The 22046-nt window shown below is 61.9% G+C and carries 10 protein-coding genes; 2 read left to right on the forward strand and 8 right to left on the reverse strand.

Annotation, left to right across the window (positions count from 1 at the left end; all coding sequences use genetic code 11):
- Window positions 1–32: 32 nt before the first annotated feature.
- From V5E97_RS37370 to mnmG, 5 genes are all read right to left on the reverse strand, one after another.
- Window positions 33–764: a c-type cytochrome gene (locus V5E97_RS37370; RefSeq protein WP_406696623.1), complete on the reverse strand. Its 732-nt coding sequence runs from the start codon at window positions 762–764 to the stop codon at window positions 33–35.
- A complete protein-coding gene (locus V5E97_RS37375) occupies window positions 765–1913 on the reverse strand; it encodes a sulfite oxidase (RefSeq protein ID WP_406696624.1) in 1149 nt (382 codons plus the stop codon).
- Window positions 1914–2732: 819 nt separating this feature from the next.
- Window positions 2733–4766, reverse strand: coding sequence for an ATP-binding protein (locus V5E97_RS37380; RefSeq protein WP_406696625.1), 2034 nt, complete (start codon window positions 4764–4766; stop codon window positions 2733–2735).
- Window positions 4767–4862: 96 nt separating this feature from the next.
- Complete coding sequence (locus tag V5E97_RS37385) at window positions 4863–5474, reverse strand: response regulator (protein ID WP_406696626.1); 612 nt, start codon at window positions 5472–5474, stop codon at window positions 4863–4865.
- 383 nt (window positions 5475–5857) lie between these two features.
- A complete protein-coding gene (mnmG, locus tag V5E97_RS37390; protein WP_406696627.1) occupies window positions 5858–7735 on the reverse strand; it encodes a tRNA uridine-5-carboxymethylaminomethyl(34) synthesis enzyme MnmG in 1878 nt (625 codons plus the stop codon).
- A gap of 224 nt (window positions 7736–7959) precedes the next feature.
- Between mnmG and tpx the strand changes: the two genes are divergently transcribed.
- Window positions 7960–8493, forward strand: coding sequence for a thiol peroxidase (gene tpx / locus V5E97_RS37395; protein WP_406696628.1), 534 nt, complete (start codon window positions 7960–7962; stop codon window positions 8491–8493).
- 70 nt (window positions 8494–8563) lie between these two features.
- Here the strand turns inward: tpx and V5E97_RS37400 are convergent, their stop codons facing one another.
- Both V5E97_RS37400 and V5E97_RS37405 read right to left on the reverse strand, forming a co-directional pair.
- Entirely contained in the window at window positions 8564–9718 is a 1155-nt protein-coding gene (locus V5E97_RS37400; protein WP_406696629.1) for a M24 family metallopeptidase, read from the reverse strand.
- A 112-nt stretch (window positions 9719–9830) separates the two neighbouring features.
- Window positions 9831–10520, reverse strand: a complete 690-nt coding sequence (locus V5E97_RS37405) for a 3-keto-disaccharide hydrolase (protein WP_406696630.1) — start codon at window positions 10518–10520, stop codon at window positions 9831–9833.
- A gap of 321 nt (window positions 10521–10841) precedes the next feature.
- On the opposite strand from V5E97_RS37405, the gene V5E97_RS37410 reads away from it, so the two are divergent.
- Complete coding sequence (locus V5E97_RS37410; protein WP_406696631.1) at window positions 10842–12161, forward strand: hypothetical protein; 1320 nt, start codon at window positions 10842–10844, stop codon at window positions 12159–12161.
- Window positions 12162–12627: 466 nt separating this feature from the next.
- Here the strand turns inward: V5E97_RS37410 and V5E97_RS37415 are convergent, their stop codons facing one another.
- On the reverse strand, window positions 12628–20640 hold the full coding sequence (locus tag V5E97_RS37415) for a YDG domain-containing protein (protein ID WP_406696632.1): 8013 nt from the start codon (window positions 20638–20640) through the stop codon (window positions 12628–12630).
- Between the last annotated feature and the right edge of the window lie 1406 nt (window positions 20641–22046).

Below are 22046 nucleotides of genomic sequence, written 5' to 3' on the forward strand. Positions count from 1 at the left end.
GGCCCGGCGGGGACGACAACACGGGATCGAAGCTATTTCTGAGCGGATTCATACCGCTTCGACTGCAACCAGGCGAGGATATCCTTCGCTTGCTCTGGTTTGAGGACGAGTTGGAATCCCGGCATCCGATGCCGGCCAGTTCGGACCAACTCGAGGAAGTCGGTCGGACGCAACACGACCGCCACCTCAACCAGGTTCGGGCCGAGATCCGCCCCTTGGGCGGTCGGTCCATGACAGGCCGCGCAATTCGCGGCATAAACGTCAGCGCCCCGATCAGCCTGGCTCCCGCGCGGAGGAATCTCCAAGGCGGTTGACCTGACCTGCTCGAGGGCCTCGGTATATCGGATCCGGGCCACAGGGGCCGGAGGAGTCGAATCCGAATACTGCTCACTCAAATAAGTCGTGAGTAGTTCAACCTGGTCGGAGGGGAGCGGAGATCCGAAGCCGATCATCTTATCGACTTCCGCCTTCCATTGAGGCGGAGTGAGCCTTTGAGAGACCACCATCTCTTCGGAATGGCAGATCAGACAGTTATCTCGCAGGGCCATTTTCGCCGTCTCTTGCGACTCCTCGTCCTGCCCGCCCCCAGGGGTCGCCTGAATGGCCGATGAGGGGTCAAGTCTGGCCAGGGCGGGTCCGCTCCCGATCGAAGGAGACGGCCAGATCGAGATCGACACGACCAGCCCGACCAGGCCCAGAACCAGGACGGGGCTGTAGGCGCGACGGCTCAAACGCAGCCGACTTAAGGATGAGCACGTATCCATCTATCGCACCTCGCAAGTCAGCCGATCGATCCCGTTCCACAAGTACCCACTTCGATTCCAGGCCGTCGACTCCGGCTGAGTCTCTCCGTTGGAATCCGTGGCGCGAACCCGAACGACGTATGCGCCAGGTTGAGCCGTCTCCCAGTCAAACTTCCAGGTCCGCCAGCTTCCTTGACGCGGTTCACCCTGCAGGATCGCAGGCTTCCACGGCGAATCTGGGCCGACGGCGTACTCAACCTTGGTCACATGTCCGTCGCCCGTCCAGGCCACTCCCCGCACTTCGTTTTTCCCCGGTTTGAGCACCGAGCCATCGGCGGGAGCAGTGATCAATGACTTCACATTCATCACGGTGAGGGGCACAAGATCGGTCGGTTTCAGCACGGCGCCCGGGGGAGCAGGGGACCTGGGCATCCGGTAGCCGGCTTGTTGGTACGTCCCGGGCGCTTCGTCCTTGGCCAGGTTGATCTGGCGGAGCCACTTCAGCCAGTGATTTCCGGTCCAACCCGGCACGACCAGCCGCATCGGCCCGCCGTGCAACAACGGCAGAGGTTCCCCGTTCATGTGAGTGGCAATCAACGTGTTCGGGTCGAGCGCCCGCTCGATCGGGAGACTCCGGAGAAACTGCGGCGTCTTGGGCGTGGGGGGCGGATCCGCACCGAGGAGATGAACGTGCGCCGCACCGCGCTGATACCCGACGCGTTCGAGTAGTTCGACGAGACGGACCCCAGTCCATTCGGCATGACCAACTGCCCCCTTCTCCCACTGCACACCGGGAAGCCGGGGTCGGAAATAGGCACGGCCATTTCCCGAACACTGGAGTACGGCGGGAATCTTGACTTGCTCGAGTTTCTGAAGTTCGACGAGGCTCCAGGCCCGCGGCCGATCGGCGAGTCCGCCGACCTGCAAACTCCAAGGGGAGAGTCCGACGGCCGGTGTGCTGAGATGACTGCGGACAAAGAACTGGTCGTTAGGGGTGATCCAACTGTCCAGGGCGGTTACCGGCGTCTCGAGATCGAGGGGCCTCGTATTTCGGACGATCAGCTCCGCTTCTTCGGCTTGAACCGGAGTGTGAGTCTCAAACGAGGCGATCCCGCTGCCACATACCAGTACGCCTCCCACCGTGCGTCGGAGCGCCGTGCGACGATTCATGGATCGATCGAATTCAAGCAATGATCCCTCCCAATTCAAAGCGAGCACGTCACCACAAAGCGCGCCCGAAACGTTCTGATCCCCGTTCCACTCGACGATAGCGGGATCCAGGGGAGTTCGACAAGGGTTGAACCCTCGGCCCAAGAGACAGCACAAAACTTCGCACAAATTTGATCGGAATGCGAGGATTCCAAGCCTGTCGACGGACCTGGCCATCCCTTGTAAGATTCGTCAGATGGGGAGTCATCGACAGGAAGTCACGCCAGGCAATCCTAAAGTCATGCTCTATCCGCATAAACCATAAAATTGGCACGACCGCAATTCTCTCACAATCATGTTGAATTGATTGATTTGGTCTATTTTTTGCGGTGGGCTATGATTGTTCAGAGAGAGAGACCTTGCCAGGAGTCGGTAGGATTCCCCGTCACTGGGCTCCTCCGATGGAGTGGAAACCGCTGTCCCGCGTGGCTTGCTTCGAGGGATCTCCCAGGTTTCAAGAATAGGTGACGCGTCATGAAAAAAGGACGTAGAAACCTCCATCACGCCAAATTTGCCCGGCTTCGTCGCCACCTGGAAATTTGTCGGGATTTACTCCGGCCTCGCCGTATCCGCACCCGCTCAGCGCGTTATGCGGCAGCGCTCGGTGAACAACTCGGGCTGATTGAGCGTCCCAACTGCTGTTCGTGGTGTCGGCGGCGGCGGGCCCGTCTCCAGCGGCATCACTGGAGCTATGACGAGCCTCTGAACGTCACCTTCCTCTGCGTGGAGTGCCATGCCATCGCGGACTCAATGACTCTCGAGGCGAGCACTGCCTAAGTTTTATGCACGGGCGGGGTCGTTCCTGCCCCCTGCCGGTTCCCCCTCGCCCCCCCCCACGGTGGGGGAGGGGGGTTTCGGCGGAGGGAGGAGCGGAATATGAACCTGGAAAATCGTCCCCTGACCGGGCATCGAATGCCAGCGAAGTTCGCCGCCGGCCTGCTGGACGATTCGGGCGGCGCGAGGGAGTCCCAGCCCGAGCCCGCGCCCGGCCTGCCGACCACAGAAGAACGGGTCGAACAGATGCTCCCCCTCGGCGGAGGTAATCCCACGCCCATTGTCCTTGACCGACCACGAGACTTCCTCGAGGCCCCCCGCAACGGCGATCTGGATCGTGTCCCCCTCACGGGTCGCCTCGAGCGCATTGCGAATCAAGGCGTCGGCCAGGTGTCTCAGCGCATCAGGGTCGGCCCAGACTTTCGGGCCCGCCTCGCCCCCCTTGAGGATCAGGCGAACCCCTCGCGTGTCGGCCTCGTCCTTGATGTCTCTGAGACTCGCCCTGACGACTTCGTCCGGCTGGCAGAAGCGAGGCCGCGACTCGGGCGTCCGGCCAATGAACATCAAGTCGCGGATGATTCGATGGGTCCGCTGCGCCTGCCCGAGAATCGCCCGGAGTGAACGCACCATGTCGGGGTCGGTGGCACGAGTCAGGAGCAACTGAGCTCGCCCCACGATCACCGCGAGCGGGTTGTTCAACTCATGCCCCGCGCCTGCGGCAAACTCGGCCAGCGCGTCGAGCTTGGCGCGGCGGACGCGAGGTTCTTCCTTATCAACCCAGCCGCGATGCCCTCGAGCCAGCGACTCCAGCTTCGCACTCAGTTGCGTGCGCTCCGCGACGAGTGCGGCCCAGGCCTGCCAGGCCGGTGCCGCGATCTCAGCCTCGGCCTCCGCTGCGCGTCGATCGGGATCAAGCCAAAGATGGATCTCCGCGCACGGCCGACCTCGCGATGCGAGCGCGAGTACCCTGGTCGCCGGACGCTCGGCTCGTCGCGGATCCTCCTCGTGACCGGATTCCGTCCCAGGCCCGGTCCAGACCACCCGCGCGGTGGCAACCCCCGCGACACCACACCAGGAGAGCGCGGCACGCTCGGCCCAACTGTCCGCGCTCTCGGCGGGATCGGAGTCAACGAAGGCCTGGAGGAAGCGATCGGAGGCCGCCTTCTCACCCCGTAACTGGGCCATTTGCCGCCGCAAGCGCGCAGTCGAGCGGGCGAATCGCTCCTCGTGAACCGTCGCATCCGCCTCGATTAAACCGGGGGTGCAACGGACTTGAACCTCGGCGATCAGAAGTCGGAGCCGGGGCTCGGAACCGCCGATTTCGCGGGCTTCCGTGGAGTAGAGTCCCCAAGGGGTCCGCTCCGCGAGCGCGAACGCTTGCTGGATCAAGGCCAAGGCACGCGGCTCGACCGAGCCGGCGTTCATGATCCCGTTCTGATCGGCGTGCAGCCAGGCCGCGTCGACGACGAGCGGGTCACATCCCCAGCGTTCCGCCAGCGTCCGGCCAAGGTTGGAAGCCTCGGTCCCGAGCATCTGGAGTTCCATCGCCTGGCGACGCTGACCATCGGGCTCGCCTAACAGCTCCGCGAACCACTCCGGTTCCAACGCCGCGATCGCCCAGAGCCCCAGCCCATGGAGCAGGCCAGCGCGTGCGATCCGTTCCACATCGGCTTCGCCGGCCTCGGTGGCGAGCCGCCGAGCGGCCTGACCGACCGCCACGGAATGCCGCCAGAGTCGATTCAAGGCCTCAACTGCCGGCCCCGAGGCCAGACTCCACCACGGGGACTGTTCAAGCAGCTCGATCGCCTGAAAGGTCGCGTCCGAGCGGGTCAGGGCGACCACCCAACCCGGGTCGGATTCGGCGACCGCTGCGAAGCGAGACGACGCGAGAAGTTCCGGAGACGGTTCCGCGGAATCCTCGGGAAAGACGTTCAAGGCCAGCCGCGCGGTAGCCGGGCGCAGGGGAAGGCCGTCCAACCGCTCAAGCTTGCGGCGGATCACCTCGGGTACGAGAATCGTTCGGCAACGAGAAACTGGCACCGATCCGGGCTCCTTCCCGTCGGCGACGACTCAGAACTCCCAACAACGATCTTAACCGAACGAGCCCTCATCCCTGACGGGGTCGTCTGCCCATCATCAGCCTGTTGGACCAGTCTCTATATCCAAGAGTCGGCAGACGCGGCGAATCAATTCATCGATGTCGAGCGGCTTGTGAAGAAAGTCGTCCGCGCCCGAGGTGCGCAACTCAGCGATCTTGTCTTCCTCCACCATACCCGAAATGCAGATAATCTTGATGTCGGACATCGTCGGATCTTTGCGGATCAGCTCACAGACCGCCTGCCCATTGATGTCCGGCAGCATCACGTCGAGGATGATCAGGTCGGGGTGATACTCTTTGGCCAGCATCCCGGCGCCAAAGCCGTTGTTCACGACCTTGGTCTCAAACCGAGCGTCGTTGGCCAAGACGTCCGAGATCAGGTCGACCACGGCCTGATCGTCGTCGACGATCAAGATCCGCCGCTTACCGCTCTCCAGCGCATCGGTCGGGATGCTGTTTTCCTTCATGAACCGGTAAAGCGCCTCGCGCGGAATCCGACGAAATCGCGAGCCAGGGACCCGGAATCCCTTGAGTTGGCCTGAGTCGAAGCAGCGGATGATCGTTTGCTGACTAACTTTACAGATCTTCGCAGCTTCGCCCGTCGTAAAAACGGTCTTCATGTTCGAGTACGTCCCATTCTGCGAGCTCATGGGCTCGGTCGCTCCTTCTCCCGACGAATTTGGGACTTCCCCAAGACTTCGCCGAGGCCCGTGAAAGCCTCCATGCTGGGGCCACACTGAGTACGAACCAGCCTTTCGCCAGCCGCACCAAGACCGCCCAGCCCCTCAGCGACGCACGACCAGTAAAGTTTACGGATTCTAACGAATTTACCCGAATTGCCGACGTAGCCAATTATAAGGTGGCTGCCTAACCTGTCAACCCGAATGGACGGCAGACTCTTCCGTAGAACGCGAATCCTGTCAAGAGTGGATAAACGGCCCAAGGTCTCACCTCCGCCCAGTCGGAAGTGATGAATCCACAATGAAACCGCGAATGATCGAGTGAGAAGTCCTCCCCCTGGGTGAAAGACCGGTTATTCCAACTCGTCGGGGAGCGATTCGATTTCGGGGGCTGGGTCGGGTGCGGGCGTTCGCGACCTGTCTTGTTTCATGTAGACGAGCAGGGTCGCGATATCCGTCGGGTTGACCCCGCTGATTCGACCGGCCTGACCGAGCGAGCGAGGGCGGACTCTCAGAAACTTCTCACGGGCCTCAGCGCGAAGCTGGGTAATCGCGTCATAGTCCATGTCGACGGGAAGCGGTTTGTGCTCGAGGCGGCGGAAGCGTTCGACTTCCAGAGCCTGGCGGTCAATATAGCCGCCGTATTTTGCCTCGATGGTCACTTGCTCGATCGCTTGCTCGTTTTCGTGAGCCGCGAGCGCGGGGGAGAGTTCGAGCAATTGTTCCCAGGTCGTCGGTGGCCGGCGCAGGATCTGGAACAGGGACTGTCCTTCCACGCGCGTCGTATTGAGTGCCGACCGAAGTGCGCCGATCTTTTGGGTCCGCTCTTCAAAGCGCGCCCAGCGAAGATCGTCGACGAGTCCGATCTGTCGTCCCAATTCCGTGAGGCGAAGATCCGCGTTGTCGTGCCGCAAGAGCAGGCGATACTCCGCACGGCTCGTGAACATCCGGTACGGCTCTTCGACGCCTCGGGTCACAAGATCATCGATCAAGACGCCGAGATAGGCTTGTGACCGGTCGATGATGAACGGATCGTCGCCTCGGACGCCCCGCGCGGCATTGATGCCAGCAATCAGACCCTGGGCGGCGGCTTCCTCGTATCCGGTCGTCCCGTTGATCTGCCCGGCGAAATAGAGGCCCGCGACATTCTTGGTCTCGAGCGTCGGGTGAAGTTGGGTGGGGGGGGCGAAGTCATACTCGACGGCGTAGCCATACCTCATGATCTCCGCGTGTTCCAGGCCGGCGATCAGAGGGATCACCGCGTCCTGGACGTCGCGCGGCAGGCTGGTCGAAATCCCGTTGCAGTAGTATTCCAGGGTGCCTCGGCCCTCGGGCTCGAGGAAAATCTGATGCCCGGTCCGATCGGCGAAGCGGACCACCTTGTCCTCGATCGAGGGACAGTAGCGCGGACCGGTACTCTGGATTTGCCCCGAGTACATCGGGGCGCGGTGGATATTGGCACGGATCAAGTCGTGGACGGCGGAATTGGTGGTCGTGATATGGCAGGAACATTGTTCCTGGGTGATCCGGTCGGTCAGGAATGAGAAGGCCACGGGTTCGGCGTCACCGGGCTGTTCCTGAAGCTTCGCGAAGTCGATGGTTCGACCGTTGAGGCGAGGCGGAGTCCCCGTCTTGAATCGCTGGAGCTCGAACCCGAGGGCCCGGAGACTGCCCGAAAGTCCTTCCGCCGAGCCTTCCCCTGCGCGGCCTCCCGCCGTCTTGGTCTCACCCGTATGCATGAGCGCCTGGAGAAACGTCCCCGTGGTCACGACGACGGCCCGAGCGCGGTACTCGGCCCCGCCCCGGCAACGAAGGCCCGTGATCCGGTCACCATCAATACTGAGCGCCTCGACCATCTCCTGGCGGAGGGTGAGGTTCGGCTGCCGTTCGACCGTGAGCTTGCCGAGGAATTGGTAGGCCTTCTTATCGCACTGGGCCCGCGGGCTGTGCATCGCCGGCCCTTTGCCTCGATTGAGGAGACGGAACTGGAGCGCCGCGGCATCGGTGAGCACCCCCATCGCGCCGCCGAGAGCGTCGATTTCGCGAACGATCTGCCCCTTGGCCACCCCACCGATTGCCGGGTTACAGCTCATCTGGGCAACCGAATCGCAGTTGATGGTCAGCAGGGCGGTCCGAAGCCCCATTCGAGCCGACGCAAGCGCCGCCTCGAGCCCCGCATGTCCCGCTCCGACCACGATCACGTCATACCGATAGGGATCGTCCCGCGTCATCACCGTATTCGCCCAATCGAGCAAAACTCTACGAATTTCCCCTGTCCTCGTTTCTTATCATACCGTTACAGCTCGATGAAACGAAAGCCAAACGGAGTGAGCGGGGCACTCAATCGCCTTGCGAGTCCGTTGAGACTCTGGCTAACTTGGAGCCTCAGGGCCCAGATGGCCGGACCACGTACAACGACTCTCCATTCGAAAAAAAGAAAAAGAGGATGAGCACCATGGCAGAGACGCGGAAGGGCGAAGTGACATTCAAGGGCAACCCCGTCGAACTGGTCGGCCCCAAGCTCAACGTCGGGGACAAGGCGCCCGACTTTGCCAGCGTCGGAGCAGGCCTTGCGGTGGTGACCCTGGCCGACACCGCCGGCAAGGCACGGCTCTTCAACGTGATCCCGTCGCTCGATACCCCGGTCTGCAACATCCAGACCAGGAAGTTTTCGGAAGAGCTGCAAGCACTCGGCGACTCGGTCGCGATCTACACCGTGAGCCTTGACCTTCCGTTCGCGCAGCAGCGTTGGTGCACCGAGGCGAAGGTCGAGAACCTCAAGAACCTGTCGGACGCGCACAACCACAGCTTCGGCGAGCACTACGGCGTGCTGATTCAAGGGTTGCCGATTCCCTTGCTGGCGCGCGCGGTCATCGTGGTGGATCCGGACAACACGATCCGCTACATCGAGATCGTCCCGGAAATCGCTCAAGAGCCGAATTATGAGCCCGCCCTGAAGGCCCTCAAAGAGGCCGCCGGCGCGGCCTGACAATCGACCCGGCTAAGCGAAGGGAGGCCCTGAGCAACGCGAAGCGTCAGGGCCTCCTTCTTTTCTCTTCTCATCGCCTCGGTTGCGTGATCGTGAGATCGTGCACCGAAAGGGTTTCGAAGCCATCCTCGGTGATCAGGTAATTGCGTTCGAAACGCATCCCACCCACTCCTTCGATGTAGAGCCCGGGCTCGAGCGCGACCACGTCTCCAACCACAAGCGTATCCGTGCTTTCGGGGACGAAGTAAGGGGGTTCGGGGTGGCCAAGTCCCAGCCCGTGTCCACTGTGGCTCGTGAAGAACTCCGCCAGGCCGAGTGAGGCCAGTCGTCCCCGGACCGCGGCGTCCACGGCACGCGCGGGGAAGCCTGCGCGTAGTTGTCCCTCACCCGCCTCGATCGCGGCCAGGCAGGCCTCGAACATTTCCCGCTGCCGAGGGGTCGGCTCGCCGTCGACGACGAACGAGTTCGTGAAGTCGCCCCGGTATCCGTGCACGACCACCGAGAAGTCGAGCAAGCAAAGATCCCCGCTCTCGATCGTTCGCGGGGTCGGGGGCCCCCCCTTATCGGTCGCGCACCTCGGGCCGGTCGCGAAGTCGCCGTAGACGATGAGTTGCTCATCGAGGCATTTCATCGCGGCATTCTGGACCAGGAGAAAAACATCCAACTCCGTCATTCCGGGTTTGACCCCGGCGAGTGCGGCGGCCTGCGCGGCCTCTCCGGCACGGATCGAGCGTTTGATCAGCGCAACCTCATCGGGATCCTTGGCGCGTTTCATGGGCCGGATGATGGGATCGAGGTCGATCAGCGTCAGGTCGGGACGAGTGGCTCGAAGCGCCTCGACCACCGCGGCGGGAACGCTCGCTCCTTCGATCCCAATCCGATTGCCAGGAATCCGCGACAGGACGTCGATCGCCGCCCCCACGCGAATCCCTTGGCGGTGCGGCGCCGAGGTCTTGCCGTTGTACCAGACGGGCGCCACGACCTCGTCGACCGAGGCGCGTTCCCAGAACGGCTGGACCATACTGTCCGACACCAGGGTCGACTTCTCGGGCTCGAGGACGAGCAATGCCCCTGCATCCGCCGAGCGGAATACGAATGGCGACTGTACGTAGTTGGCGAAGTAGGTCAGGTGCTGGGGATCGGCCAAGATCAGGACATCGCAGGGCTCAGGCAAAGCCTTCCAGAGCCTCGAGCGTCGTGTGCTGCAACCCGCGGGAGAGAGCATTGTCTTCAGGCTCCAAAACCTCGGCCCGGAATTCTCGTCGGTTCAAAAACAATAAAAAAAAAAGGGACGAGGCGCAAGGCCGCCGTCCCTTTTTTCGGAAACGATCGCTCGATCACGGTAGCGGTTTGATCCAGACATTCCGAAACTGGACCTTGTTACCGTGGTCCTGAAGCAAGATCGGTCCATCCTCGCCAGCCTTGTGGGACGTGCCGCCAGGAGTGGGATTGATCTCGGCATCATCGATGGTTTTGATGCCATTATGAACGACCGTTATACGTGCCTTCTTGACCACTTTCCCCCCGTCAACGACGGCCTTGTGGAACGTGACATCGTAGGTCTGCCACTGAAGGGGCGGCTTGCACGCGTTGACCGAGGGGATGATCTGCTGGTAGATCGCGCCGCAGTCGTTGTTTTGAAGCTTCAGGCCATAGGAGTCGAGAACCTGGAGCTCATAAATACCGCCGAGGTAGACGCCGCTGTTGCCACGAGCCTGCCCCTTTTTGTCGGGCATGTAGGGAACGCTAAACTCGGCATGGAGCTGGATGTCGCCAAACGTCTTCTCGGTCTGAATCGCGCCCTCGCCTGGCTTGACGGTCAGAATCCCGTCTTCAACCACCCAGTTCGCGGGGGTTTTGCCGTCGGTCTTGACCCAGCCGTTGAGATTCTCGCCGCTGAATAGAGTGACGGCCCCCTCGGGAGCCTTCTGGCCAAGCGTGGCATCGTTCGGCTTGGCCTCGTCGGCGACCACGAACGGGATCGACCAGGCCAAGGAGACCGTGGCCACGAGAATGGGGATGCGCATTGCGTTGGAACTCCCTCGAGCGATGGATCGAAGCGGAGTGACGGAAGCACTCCCTTTTTGGTTGGATTGGCGAAGGTTCAGGGCCAGTTTAGCGGCGATGGACGTGAAGACAAGAGACCCCTCTCCCGGGAAACACCGCGACCGGGACGGTTCAACGCGCATGAATTGAGCAAGATTCAAGCGAAGTTCGCGTTGATTCCCACCTCGGACAATCGGACGATGGTAAGCTAGAGACAAGTCCCTTCGTTTTTGGAAGGAACCCCGTGGACCGCCTGACGGATTTCGTCTCGACTCGTCTCACTCCAGCCGGATTGGTGCGCGATGCCCCTGGACTTGATGACCCGTCTCGATCCCCTTCGGCGCGTCCGTTGCCCGTTCTGTTTCGAGCGATTCGCCGCGTGCGAGATGCACCTGCGATGTAATGACCACTACTGCAAAACCGACTTCGCGCGGATGATCGAAGACCCGATTCTTTCGCACGCTCTGAACGGCCGACGCGTGGGAGGGTCGGGAACCTCGGCGCTACGGAGCCCATGGTGGGTCGATCCGAGAACCGATGTCCGGCGCGGGCTGCGCCGCCACTTCGACTGGATGGTCTTGCCCGGCTCGCTCGACTGTCCGAACTGTCGGAGGCCGACGGATCTCCGCCTCTGTCCACGCTGTCACAGTCATCTGCCCGACTCCGCGATCACGCTCGACCCCGGGCACATCGCCATCTTCGGCCCGCAATCGGTCGGCAAAACCACCTTCGTGACGGTGCTCCTCCACGAGCTCGACCACCGGGTCGGTCCCGAACGCGGCTTCGTGCTCGATCCGTTGACCGACGAGATCCGTGATCGATACGAACGCGAGTATCACGAGTTGACTTATGGCGGCAGCCAGTTCGGCGTCGGTGAGGAACTCAACGGCGAATCGTTCCGACACAGCCACTCGGCCACTCCGAGCCTGGAGACCAACCGTGGGGTCCTTCAACCCCTGGTTTATCGGCTCACCAGCCGAAGGGACTCCGAACGCGGCGGCACTGCATTGCTCTCCTTCTTCGACACCGCCGGTGAAGATTGGGAGATGAACATCGAGATGCTCCGAAGCGAGGCTCGCTACCTCGGCGGAGCGCGTGGCCTTCTCTTTCTGATCGACCCGTTGCGGATCCGGTCGGTCGCACACGACCGGCGGATGCATCTTACCGAGAAAGAAAGCCGCGTCCCTCCCGCCGATTACCTCACCGATATTCGCAAACTGGCCACCTTTTTCCGCCGCTCCCCGGTGAATGTCCCCCTCGCGATCTGCCTGAACAAGCTCGACCGCTGGGGACACCTCCTCCCGGAAGGAACGAGAATTCACGATTGGGCAACCGGAGTTCCCGAATCCCCGCCCAGTCCCTCACTCGATCAAGCGATCCACGACGAGGTCCAGTCGGCGCTTCGCCACTGGGGCGCCGCCGGCTTCCTCGAGCACGTCGCTGTCACGTTTCCGAACCATCGTTTCTTCGCCTGCTCGGCACTGGGTGACGCCGCCCAGGATCGAGAAGATCTTCCCCAACCGCTGCCGACTCCACTCCTGGTCGAGCGTCCCGTTCTCTGGCTCCTCGAACGCCAAGGGGTCGTCCCTCCCGTCGATGGACCACGCCGCCGAGGCAGGTGATGAAAGCTTTAAGTGAAGTCTCGCAGACGGCTGATTCGTTGACATCAAACGTTGGGCACGAATCTCGAACTGGAGTATGCCCGGCACCGATGTAATTCAAATAAATCGCAATCTCGCGAGTCCCCAGAAGCTGGCAGCGTTCCGACGTACAGAAGACCCGGTTTTACGGGTTTGGTGACAGCGCATGAATGGATCATAGCGCGACATCGCGAGTGGGCTGATACGGCCCACTGGGGGTGGATCGGCACAAGCGACTCCTGCCCGGAACCACGCCTGTGGTGCTTCCTTAGCCTGCAACTAGGCGAGTCCTCAGTGGTCAATAACGTCGGGTCTGGGAAAGTCCAGGAAATCGCCAGGAGCAGAGGTGAACCCGCACACGGTGTGCTACCAGGGTGTGCGGGTGCGTCTCGCAATAAGATTGGCTGCGCCGGGTGACCACGGCTTTCTTACCCATGAGAATCCAGGATCAGCTCGCCTGGTCGACGTCGGTTCCAATCTCCGAGGCACTCGCCAAATCGTTGGCCTTGTCCTTCTTCTTCTTGTTGCCGTCACCGTCGACGTCGAAGAGGAACCAGTCCAGTCCAGCCGAGCCGGTCAGAACATCCACCGCGCCATCGTCGAAAACGGTGGCCGAGGTCCCCTCAGCGATGAGGAATGTGCTGCCATTGTTGCGCGGGCCAGTTCCCGGCCCCTTCAGATTGGCGACACGGGTGGCGTAGGATCGAGACGAGTTCCACTCGGAGAGGATCTCAGCCAGGGCGACTTCATTGAGGTCGAAAGCGGTGAAACCCCCGATCAGGATGTCGTCCCCCGCATTGCCTGTGAGCTGGTCGGCCCCGACGCCGCCGATCAGCAGGTCACGCGCCAACCCGCCGGCGAGCCTGTCGTTACCCGCTCCGCCTAGCAGGATGCTGCTGCCACTTCCTCCATAGAGTTCGTCATTTCCATCTCCACCACTGAGGATGGCGGGCTTAGCGACGCTGCTGGCGATCGTTGCCCTGTCGTCACCATCGCCCAGGAGGACGACCATCGAGTCGTACAGGGTTGAGGAGAATGTCTTCGACTGGCCGTGGAGGAAATTCGCCTGAATCTGGGTCTGATTGCTGGCCGACTGGCTGACCGTGACGTTGTCGTCGTCGTTGGAGCCGATCACGTAGAGCACCCTGTTCTTGATCACCGCACCCGCGACCACAACCTGGGTCGACTTGGAGGCCGAACTCCAATCGTCGGAAAGGCTCACAGTGATCGTGTAGATCCCGCCGTTGGCGTAGCTGTGAGAGCCGGCCAAGGCGCCGACACCGAACAACTCCAGGATGCCTGCGGTCGTCGTGGTGCCATCGCCCCAGTCGATGACGGCAGTGTGCTTGTCACGCCGGTCTGAGTCGCTGAAGAGGCCCGCAACGAGTACCAACTCTCCTTCCGCCACTCGCCCATTGGGCGAACTGCTGGTGAGTAACCCGATCCGGGGTACCTCGTTGAGCGGGGGGGTTACTGTAAGCGTCCCGAGGGTGGTGAGGACTTCGTAGTTGCTGAGCTTGCCACCGGGATCGGCGAGCGAGACGGTGATGCTGTAGGTGCCGACTGCGCTGTTGGCAGTGGCCGTGGTTGAGTAAGTCGCCGTAATGGCGTCGCCGTAATGGATCCCCGCGACGGTGCCGGAGAGCGTTGGATTGGCCTCGCCGTAAGGACGCGACAGGCTGTCGGCCGTCACAGTCAAATAAGCCCGGTTGATCCTGAGATCGGCGCCGACGTAGGTCAGTGCGTAGTTGCTATTGAGCGCCACCGTGCCCTGGGTAATCGCATACGTGCCGACGTTCTCGCCTGAAGCGCGGCTCAGGCTGCCGGAGAAACCGTCGCCCGAGACAAGTGAACCGCTGGTGAGCTGGTAGGTCAGCGACGGATCGGCGTCTCCGTAGGTCTTGCCATTGGCATCGGCGGTGACAGTGATCGGTCGCGCCGTGATCGCGAGGCTGCTCCCGGTGAAGCTGATCGTGTAGTTCGCGCCCGCCGAGAGCGTGTTCTGGTTGATGGCGTATGAGCCGACGTTCTGGCCCGATGCGCGGGTCAATTCGCCCGCCAGCACGACCGCCCCGGTGTCGCCGAACTGCAGGCCGCTAACAACGTAGCTCAGCGCCGGGTCGCTGGCACCGTAGACTTTGGTCAGAGGGTCGGCCGCAACCGAGAGGGTCGCCGCCGTGATGTCCGCCGTGGTGCTGGTCGTGGTCACGCCATCGAGCGTGTAGTTGCCCGCGTCGGCCCCGCCCGTGATGCTAATGCCCGTGACGTATACCGTCTTGTTGGCACCCACATTCTTGTCAGTGAAGACGGCCGTCGTGTATCCGGTCGTCACCACGTCGCTGCCGAGGCGGTCGTCCGACAGGGCTACCGTGGCCCCCGTGGTGCCGTCGTAAACCCGATTTACGCCCGTAGCCGACACCATCAAGCTTCGCGACGTGATCTCGGCGGTAGTGCTCGTGGAGGTGTTAAACGTGTAATTTCCGGCGTCGGTGCCGCTGAGTCCGATGCCGACGACCGAGACGGCCTTGTTCGCGGCAACATTCTTGTCGGCGAAGGTTGCCGCGAGGTAGCTGTCGACGATGACATCGCCGGAGACGCGGTTGTCACTCAAAGTGACCGTCGCGATCGTGGCACCGTCGTAGACCTTGTTGTTGGCGATGGCGGAAACGGTCAGGGTACGGGCGCTGATGCTGGCGGTGGTGGTGGAGACAGAGTCGAGCACGTAGTTTGCGGCGTCGTCGCCCATCAGGGTGGCACCGACCAGAGTCGCTACCTTGTCGTTTTCGACGTTCTTGTCGGCGAAAGTGGCCGCGCCACCAATGAGCACAACACCGCCGACATCGCCCACGGTGGATCGCGTCAGCACCGCTGCGGACGTCGTGCCGTCGTAGATCTTGCTGGAGGTCGTGAAGCTGCCGGTGATGTGCCGTGTCGTGATGTCCGCGGAGGTGCCGGTCGTCGCGTTGAACGCGTAGTTGCCCGCGTCGATGCCGTTGATCGTGATGCCGCTGACCGATACCGATTTGCCGATACCCACATTCTTGTCGGAGAAGCTGGCCAAGCCGTAAACGGTGGCCAGGACATCGCCCGTGACACGATCATCGGAGAGCGTCACGCTGGCCGTGGCATCGCCGTCGTAGGTCTTGCTCGAGCCGGTCGCGGAGACAGTGAGGCTGCGAGGGGAGATGGTTGCGGTGGTGGTGACGACGGTATTCGCCAAGGTGTAATTCGTTGAGGAGCCACCACTGATGCTGATTCCGCTCAGGATGACGGTCTTGCCGGTACCAACATTCTTGTCGGCGAATGCGGCAGTTGCATATGTTTCTGTGAAGATGTCGCCGGCGACGCGGTCGTCGTAGAGGGTTACGATTGCGCTCGTGCTGGCGTCGTAGACCTTCTGGCTCGCGCTCGCGGTGACGTGCAGGGTACGCGGGGTAATCGTCAGTTCAGCCCCGACGTAGGTGATGGCATAGTTGCTGGAAATTGCGAGCGAATCCCGGTGGATCGCGTAGATGCCGACATTGGAGCCCGCCTGACGCGTCAGGCCCCCGGTAAAGGCCTCGCCGGCGACGAGCGAGCCGCTAGTGACCTGGTACGTCAGCGCCGAGTCGGCATCGCCGTAAGTCTTGCTCTTGGCGTCGGCCGTGATGGTAACGGCACGGGCGGCGATCATGAAGCTCACTGGCTCCGAGTCGGCGCTGGTGTAGTTGGCATTGGCTGAGGCAAAATGCGCCACCACCGTGTAGAGGCCGGCGTTCCTCGGAGCACCACCCGAGAGCTCGGTGGCGGCGGCAATTTGCGACGAGGTGGTCAGGATCCCGGCGTAGTAGTGGTACGTTAGCGAGGGGTCGCCGAAGCTGGCGAGCGTGGTGGAATCCACGCCAGCGACCGTGGCGGCGGTGGCTGCGAAGACCGAGCCGCCGTAGGTCCCGCCGTTGTTCGTGACGCTGACCGTCGGTATCGCTTGATTGATGTCGGCCGTTGTGGACACGCTGGTCGTCGTGCCCAGCGTGTAGTTGCCAGCCGCCGCGCCGCTTAGAGCGAGGCCAAGTGCCGTCACCGTCTTGCCCGTGCCTGCGCTCGCCGTGTCGAAATTAGCCGACGTCACCGTCAGGCTGACGTCGGCCGTGTCTACGGGGACCACGCCGGTGACCGCCTGGGTGCTCAGCGTCGCCGTCGTGCCGCCGTCGTAGGCCTTATGGTTCGCCGCGATGTACGGCGTCAACGTCTTGGCCGTGATCTGCCCCAGCCCGCTGGCAATAGTCGGCAGCGTGTAGTTACTGGCCAACGTGCCCGGGGCTGCCGCGAAGTCGGCCTCCGCCAGGTTCGCAACGACTGTGCCCAAACCGACATCCGAGATTGAGTAAGCCCCTGACGTCTTGGTGACGGTGAAGCCCTCGGCGCCGACCAGGCCGGAGAGGACGAAGTCGGCGGGAGTGAGCGTGGCGCTGCTCGAGCCGGTATAGATCTTAGTCTGCGGCCTGATCGACGCCCACAGGTTCCTCGGCGTGATGTCGGCGATGGTGGTAGCCAGAGATGAGGAGAGAGCATAATTGCCAGCGGCAACACCGGAGAGGAAGAGGCCGCTGGCCGTGACCATCTTGCCGGTACCGGCGTTCTCGTCACCAAAGTTGACCGCGTCGACATTCAGGACGACCTGTCCGAGATCCTCGAGAAGGACACCGGAAAGGGCCTGCGAGGTCAGCGTGGCTGAGATGGTCCCATCGTAGACCTTGGAATTGGCCGTGATGCTCGGTGTGATGATCTTCTGGTTCACCGTCACGACCGAACTATATTCGGTGTACCCTCCATCGTGGTCGATGATTCGGGCGAAGAGGTAATAGATCCCGGAGTTTAACGATGAGAAGTTCGCTGAAGCCGTCGTGCTGCTACTGCCGTAGGACGAACCAGCGAGTGGGGATGAATTCGAGGTAGCGTAGCCAAAGCTGTAGCGAAGAGTCGTTGCGATATCTGTGATCGACGGGTCGAACTCGCCCGTGATACTGACCCCGATCGCCGAGCCGTAGACGACCGAAGTCGGTGCGTTGTAGGTACCTGTCGGTGCCACGTTGTTGACGGTGATCGACTTGGTGGCGGTGGCCGAGCCGCCGTCACCGTCACCAACAGTCAGCGTGACCAGGTACGACCCGTCATCGGTCGGCGTGAAGGAGAAGTCGGCCGCAGCGGTCACTGTGCCGACCGGCAGGGCGAACGGCGAGGCATTGCGGGTGACGCTCCAGGCGTACGTCAGCGGGTCGGCGGCCCCGGCCAGGTCGCTGGCCACGCTTCCCAGGATGACGACCGTGCCTTCGCCGACGCTCGCCGGCGCCCCAGTGATCGACACCGACGGAGAGACATTGGCGACCGTGATCCGGAACGACTTTGTGTCGCTCAGGCTCGGCGTGCCGTTATCGTCCACCGTGATCACGATTTCATAGATGCCGTCATCGGTCGGTGTCCAGTGGAAGGCACCCGTGCTGCTGTCGAGCGTTGCGCCTGGAGGGAGACCCGTGGCCGAGAAGCTCAACGTGTTCCTGGCGCCAGGCCCGGCATCGGCGTCATTGCCTACGATCGCGAAATCCAGAGACGTGTTCTCATTTACTGCGAAATCACCAATTACTCCAATTAGCGGCGACGCATTGACCTCCGCCACTGTGATCGTGATTGTCCGCTCGACCGCCCCTCCCTCGCCGTCGTCCACCTGGAAAGTCAGGTCGTACACGCCGTCCTGCGTCTCATCGGGCGTCCAACTGAAGGTTCCTGTTTGAGGGTCGAGCGACATGCCGAACTGGCCGCCGTTGACGATGGAGTAGGTCAGAGGATTCGGCATCTCGTTCGGGTTGACCAGGTCGCCGTCGGTGGCGTTCAGCATGAAAACCAGTGTGCTCCCTTCTGCGACCGACTGGTCGCCAGGATTTGCCGGGACGGGAGCCTGATTAACCTCGTTGACGGTGATGACCACCGTCTGGGTGTCCATTCCGCCGACGCCGTCACTGACGGCGAAGACGACGCTGTACAGACCGTCCTGGGTCTCAGCTGGCGTCCAGGTGAACACGCCGCTGGTCGCGTCCAGGCTCATCCCAGGCAGGTAACCGCTCTGAATCGAGTAGGCCAGCGCGTTGTGCGGCAGGTCGGAATCGGCGGCGCCCAGAGTGAAGTTCAGGGTGCCTTCCTCGTCGACCGAATTGTCGCCGATGATGACCAGGACCGGGGCCTGGTTCACCTCGGTGACGTGCAGAGTGATCGGACGGTCGGTCTGAATGACCCCGTCACTGACGCGTACCGTAAAGGTGTAGGTCCCGGGGCCCTGATCCTCCCCGGGGACCCAGGTGAACACGCCGCTGGATCCGCCGATTGAGGCCCCCGAGGGCGCACCGAGCAAAGAGAACACCAGGCTTTGAACCGGGGCATCGTCGTCGGTCGCGGTGGCCGTGAAGTTGACAGCCTGCATCTCGGGGACGGTCATCTCGGTCGGCACTCCGCTTACGACCGGGGCGACGTTGACCTCGTTGACCGTGATTGTGATGTCGGCGTCGGCGGTCGCCGTCCCATCGCTGACACGGACCTTAAAGGAGTAGGTCCCAGCCCCCTGGGCTTCGGTCGGCGTCCAGGCGAACACGCCGCTCGCAGCACCGATTGAGGCGTTCAGCGGCCCGCCGACCAAGGTGAAAGTCAACGTCGGGGAATCGATGTCAGCGGCGGTTGAAGTGAAGCTGTACGGCTCCGCCTCGTTGATCGTCACGGCCGGGGGAACATTCGACAACACCGGCGCGTCGTTGACGGCGGTGACGGTGATGCTGACCGTCGCATTGCCGGAATCGAGACTGCCGTCGTTAGTCTTGTAAGTGAAACTGTCCGGTCCGTTGTAATTGGTCGCTGGAGTGTATGTGAACGAGCCGTTGCTATTGAGTGACACGGTTCCGTGCGCCGGGCCGGAGACGAGGGTCGTGATCAGAGAACCGCCGTCAGCGTCAGTGTCGTTGCTCAGGACACCCGGGGAGACGACCGTCAGCGTCGTGTCCTCACTGGTGGTATAAGCGTCGTCTCTCGCCACCGGGGCTTCGTTGACGACTATAACGTTGTAGCGGACAACGTCGAGATTGCTCCACAGGCCATTGTCCATCGCCAAGATGAGGTCGGGCCGGGTCTGAATCTGCACGATTTCCCCGGCCTGGAACTGCCGGGTCAACCCGAAGTGGGCCATGTTCCATTGCCCGCCGATGGAAGTGGCCAGGGAGAGATCAACCAGGGCCCCGTTGACGAGAATCTGCGTCGGGACGAAATTGGAACCAGGGGCGGCGACGAAATCGAAGTCACCCGCAATCGTATAGAGCCCGGCTTGGGCGACCAAAATCGAGCCGTCCGTCTGGACGACAAGCCCGGTGGAATTCGCGTCGACATTCGCATACTTCAGGTTTACAAAGGCTGCAGTGGTGGGCGCTGCGAAGTCAGTAGCGTTGGATAACTGGGCGCGGAACGCATTGGCCGAGGGGGACTGTCCGACCGTGTTGTGCCTGACGACATCAAGGTTGCTCCACAGGCCGTCGGCCAACGCCGAGATAAAATCGGGCCGAGTCTGAATCTGGATGCTCTCCCCGGCCTGGAACTGCCGGGTCAGCCCGAAGTGGGCCGTATTCCATTGCCCGTTGGTGGTATTGGCCAGAGAGAGGTCAGCCACGGCCCCGTTGACGAGAACCTGCGTCGTGACATAACTAAAACCGGAGGCGACGAAGACGTAGTCTCCTGCTATCGTATAAAGCCCAGCCTGGGTGACCAAAAGCGATCCGTCCGACTGAACGACAAGACCTGTTGAATTATGTTCGATATTCGCATATTTAAGATTTTCAAAGGCTGGAGTGGAGAGCGCCGCGAATTCGGAGGCGTTGGATAACTGGGCACGGAACGTGTTGGCCGTGGGGGACTGTCCAACCATGTTGTGCCTGACGACATCGAGGTTGCTCCACGGGCCATTGTCCATCGCCAAAATGAGGTCGGGCCGGGTCTGGATCTGCACGATCTCCCCGACCTGAAACTGCCGGGTCAGCCCGAAGTGGGCCATGTTCCATTGCCCGCTGATGGAAGTGGCCAGGGAGAGATCAACCACGGCCCCGTTAACGAGAATCTGCGTTGGGACATAATTGGATCCAGGGAAGGCGATGAAATCGAAGTCGCCCGCAATCGTGTAGAGCCCGGATTGGGCGACCAAAAGCGAACCGTCCGACTGGACGACCAGCCCGGTGGAATTCGCGTCGACATTCGCATACTTCAGGTTTACATAGGCTGCAGTGGTGGGCGCTGCGAAGTCAGTAGCGTTCGATAACTGGGCGCGGAACACATCGGCCGAAGCCACGCTGAGCAAGCGACGTTCTTCGAGACACTGGAGAACTGGAGCGACCGTGGAACGTCGCGAGCGTTGCCGGCGTGATTTCGATCCGGAGCGATACGAGGTGGGATGTAACATGCTGGCCGAACTCCTCTGCCGAACGACGTAAGACACGGGCCCCCGAGGACCAGACCTACAGGGTCCTTGGGGTATGACATGCCGCCAGAACTACGGTTGTCTTGGTGAGCCGAGACGATCTAGCCACCCGCCGACAAACTTGCGTCGACGAAGCGAGTGATGCCGTAGAGCACCGCCCTCAGCGCTCCCCTTCGAGAACTGGGGCCGAATGCCATACGAATTGAGCGGATACAGAGGTGTAAGCACCCCAAAACTTTTTAATGATACCCCGCATCGGGTATGGCCCACCGACGGGCCGTCGTGAAGGACGAGTATGGCCAACTCACCAAGCAAGGGTCAACCAAATTCGTTTCTCAACACAACAACTTTTCATGTTGACTATTCAAGCATTTTATCGCGTCTTGCGTTGCATAAGCGAGCGAGTTATTGCACCATTCGTCCCGACCCCAATCTTAGTCGGGGGTGAACCTGGCCTTGCCATATTCGTCTTCAGTTCGCCTCGGCCCGTCGACTTGGGGAGAATGGCCGACCAGAAGCTGAGGGAGCTCAAGGCCCTCACCGCGAGCTTCCGCCCTGCGTCGGGATCGACCTGGCCGAAGTGGAGCATCGCGAGCCCAGCGTAACGGTGCTCTGCGACGGCCGCCTGGCGTTACTCACCTCGCCGGCGTGGACGAGGTGATCCAGGCCCCGCCACGGTGGAGGGCCCAGGGGGCATGGTCGCCGTCAACGCCCACTGACGCAGTCGGCGGGCCACACCTGCCTGGACGACGACGGCCCCACCCTGGGCACCTGGAGAAGCCAATAATGTTAAATTTTGCCCACCTGATCATCCCATTGCTCGCGGCCGACCTCGTTTAAGTCGTCGTCAGTCGGGGCGAGCGAGTCGTCCTGGCCACCCGCAACCTGGCGCATCTTCAGTTCGGATCCCCGAACGTCGCCGAATGCAATCGGACCAATACGGTTCGGGTGATTCTTGGGGCAGGACCTGGTTTCTCGCAGGGGCGTGGCGCTGAACCCGCGAGCATCCTGCGAAGGGACAAGGGCAAGATAGTTTGACGGCCTTCCCGACCGTGGTCTATCCAGGGATAAACTCCAGGTTTCGGGTAAAACGCCCGGCCGGGGATCCCCTGTTTCTCAACGCGAAGCGGGCTCGACGGACTGAAGAGACTCCTCGACGTGGTTGTCCGGGTCAGTCGGGCTGCCACGGTTTCGATCCATCGGGTACATTCCCCCTCCACGGGAGAGGCGAACGAACGAAGCCTCCAAACCAGCGGTGGGACTGAACGCCGTCGACCATGGATCTCAGTGGGAAATTGGCCCGGCAATCACTTCCCGTTGGCACGTTGGTTGCTTTATGTGGTCGCCAACTCCCGTCCGACTCGCCCCCTTGTCCGTGAGTCCGGTCA

The organism is Singulisphaera photorubra (genome assembly GCF_045290345.1).
GTDB lineage: Bacteria > Planctomycetota > Planctomycetia > Isosphaerales > Isosphaeraceae > Singulisphaera.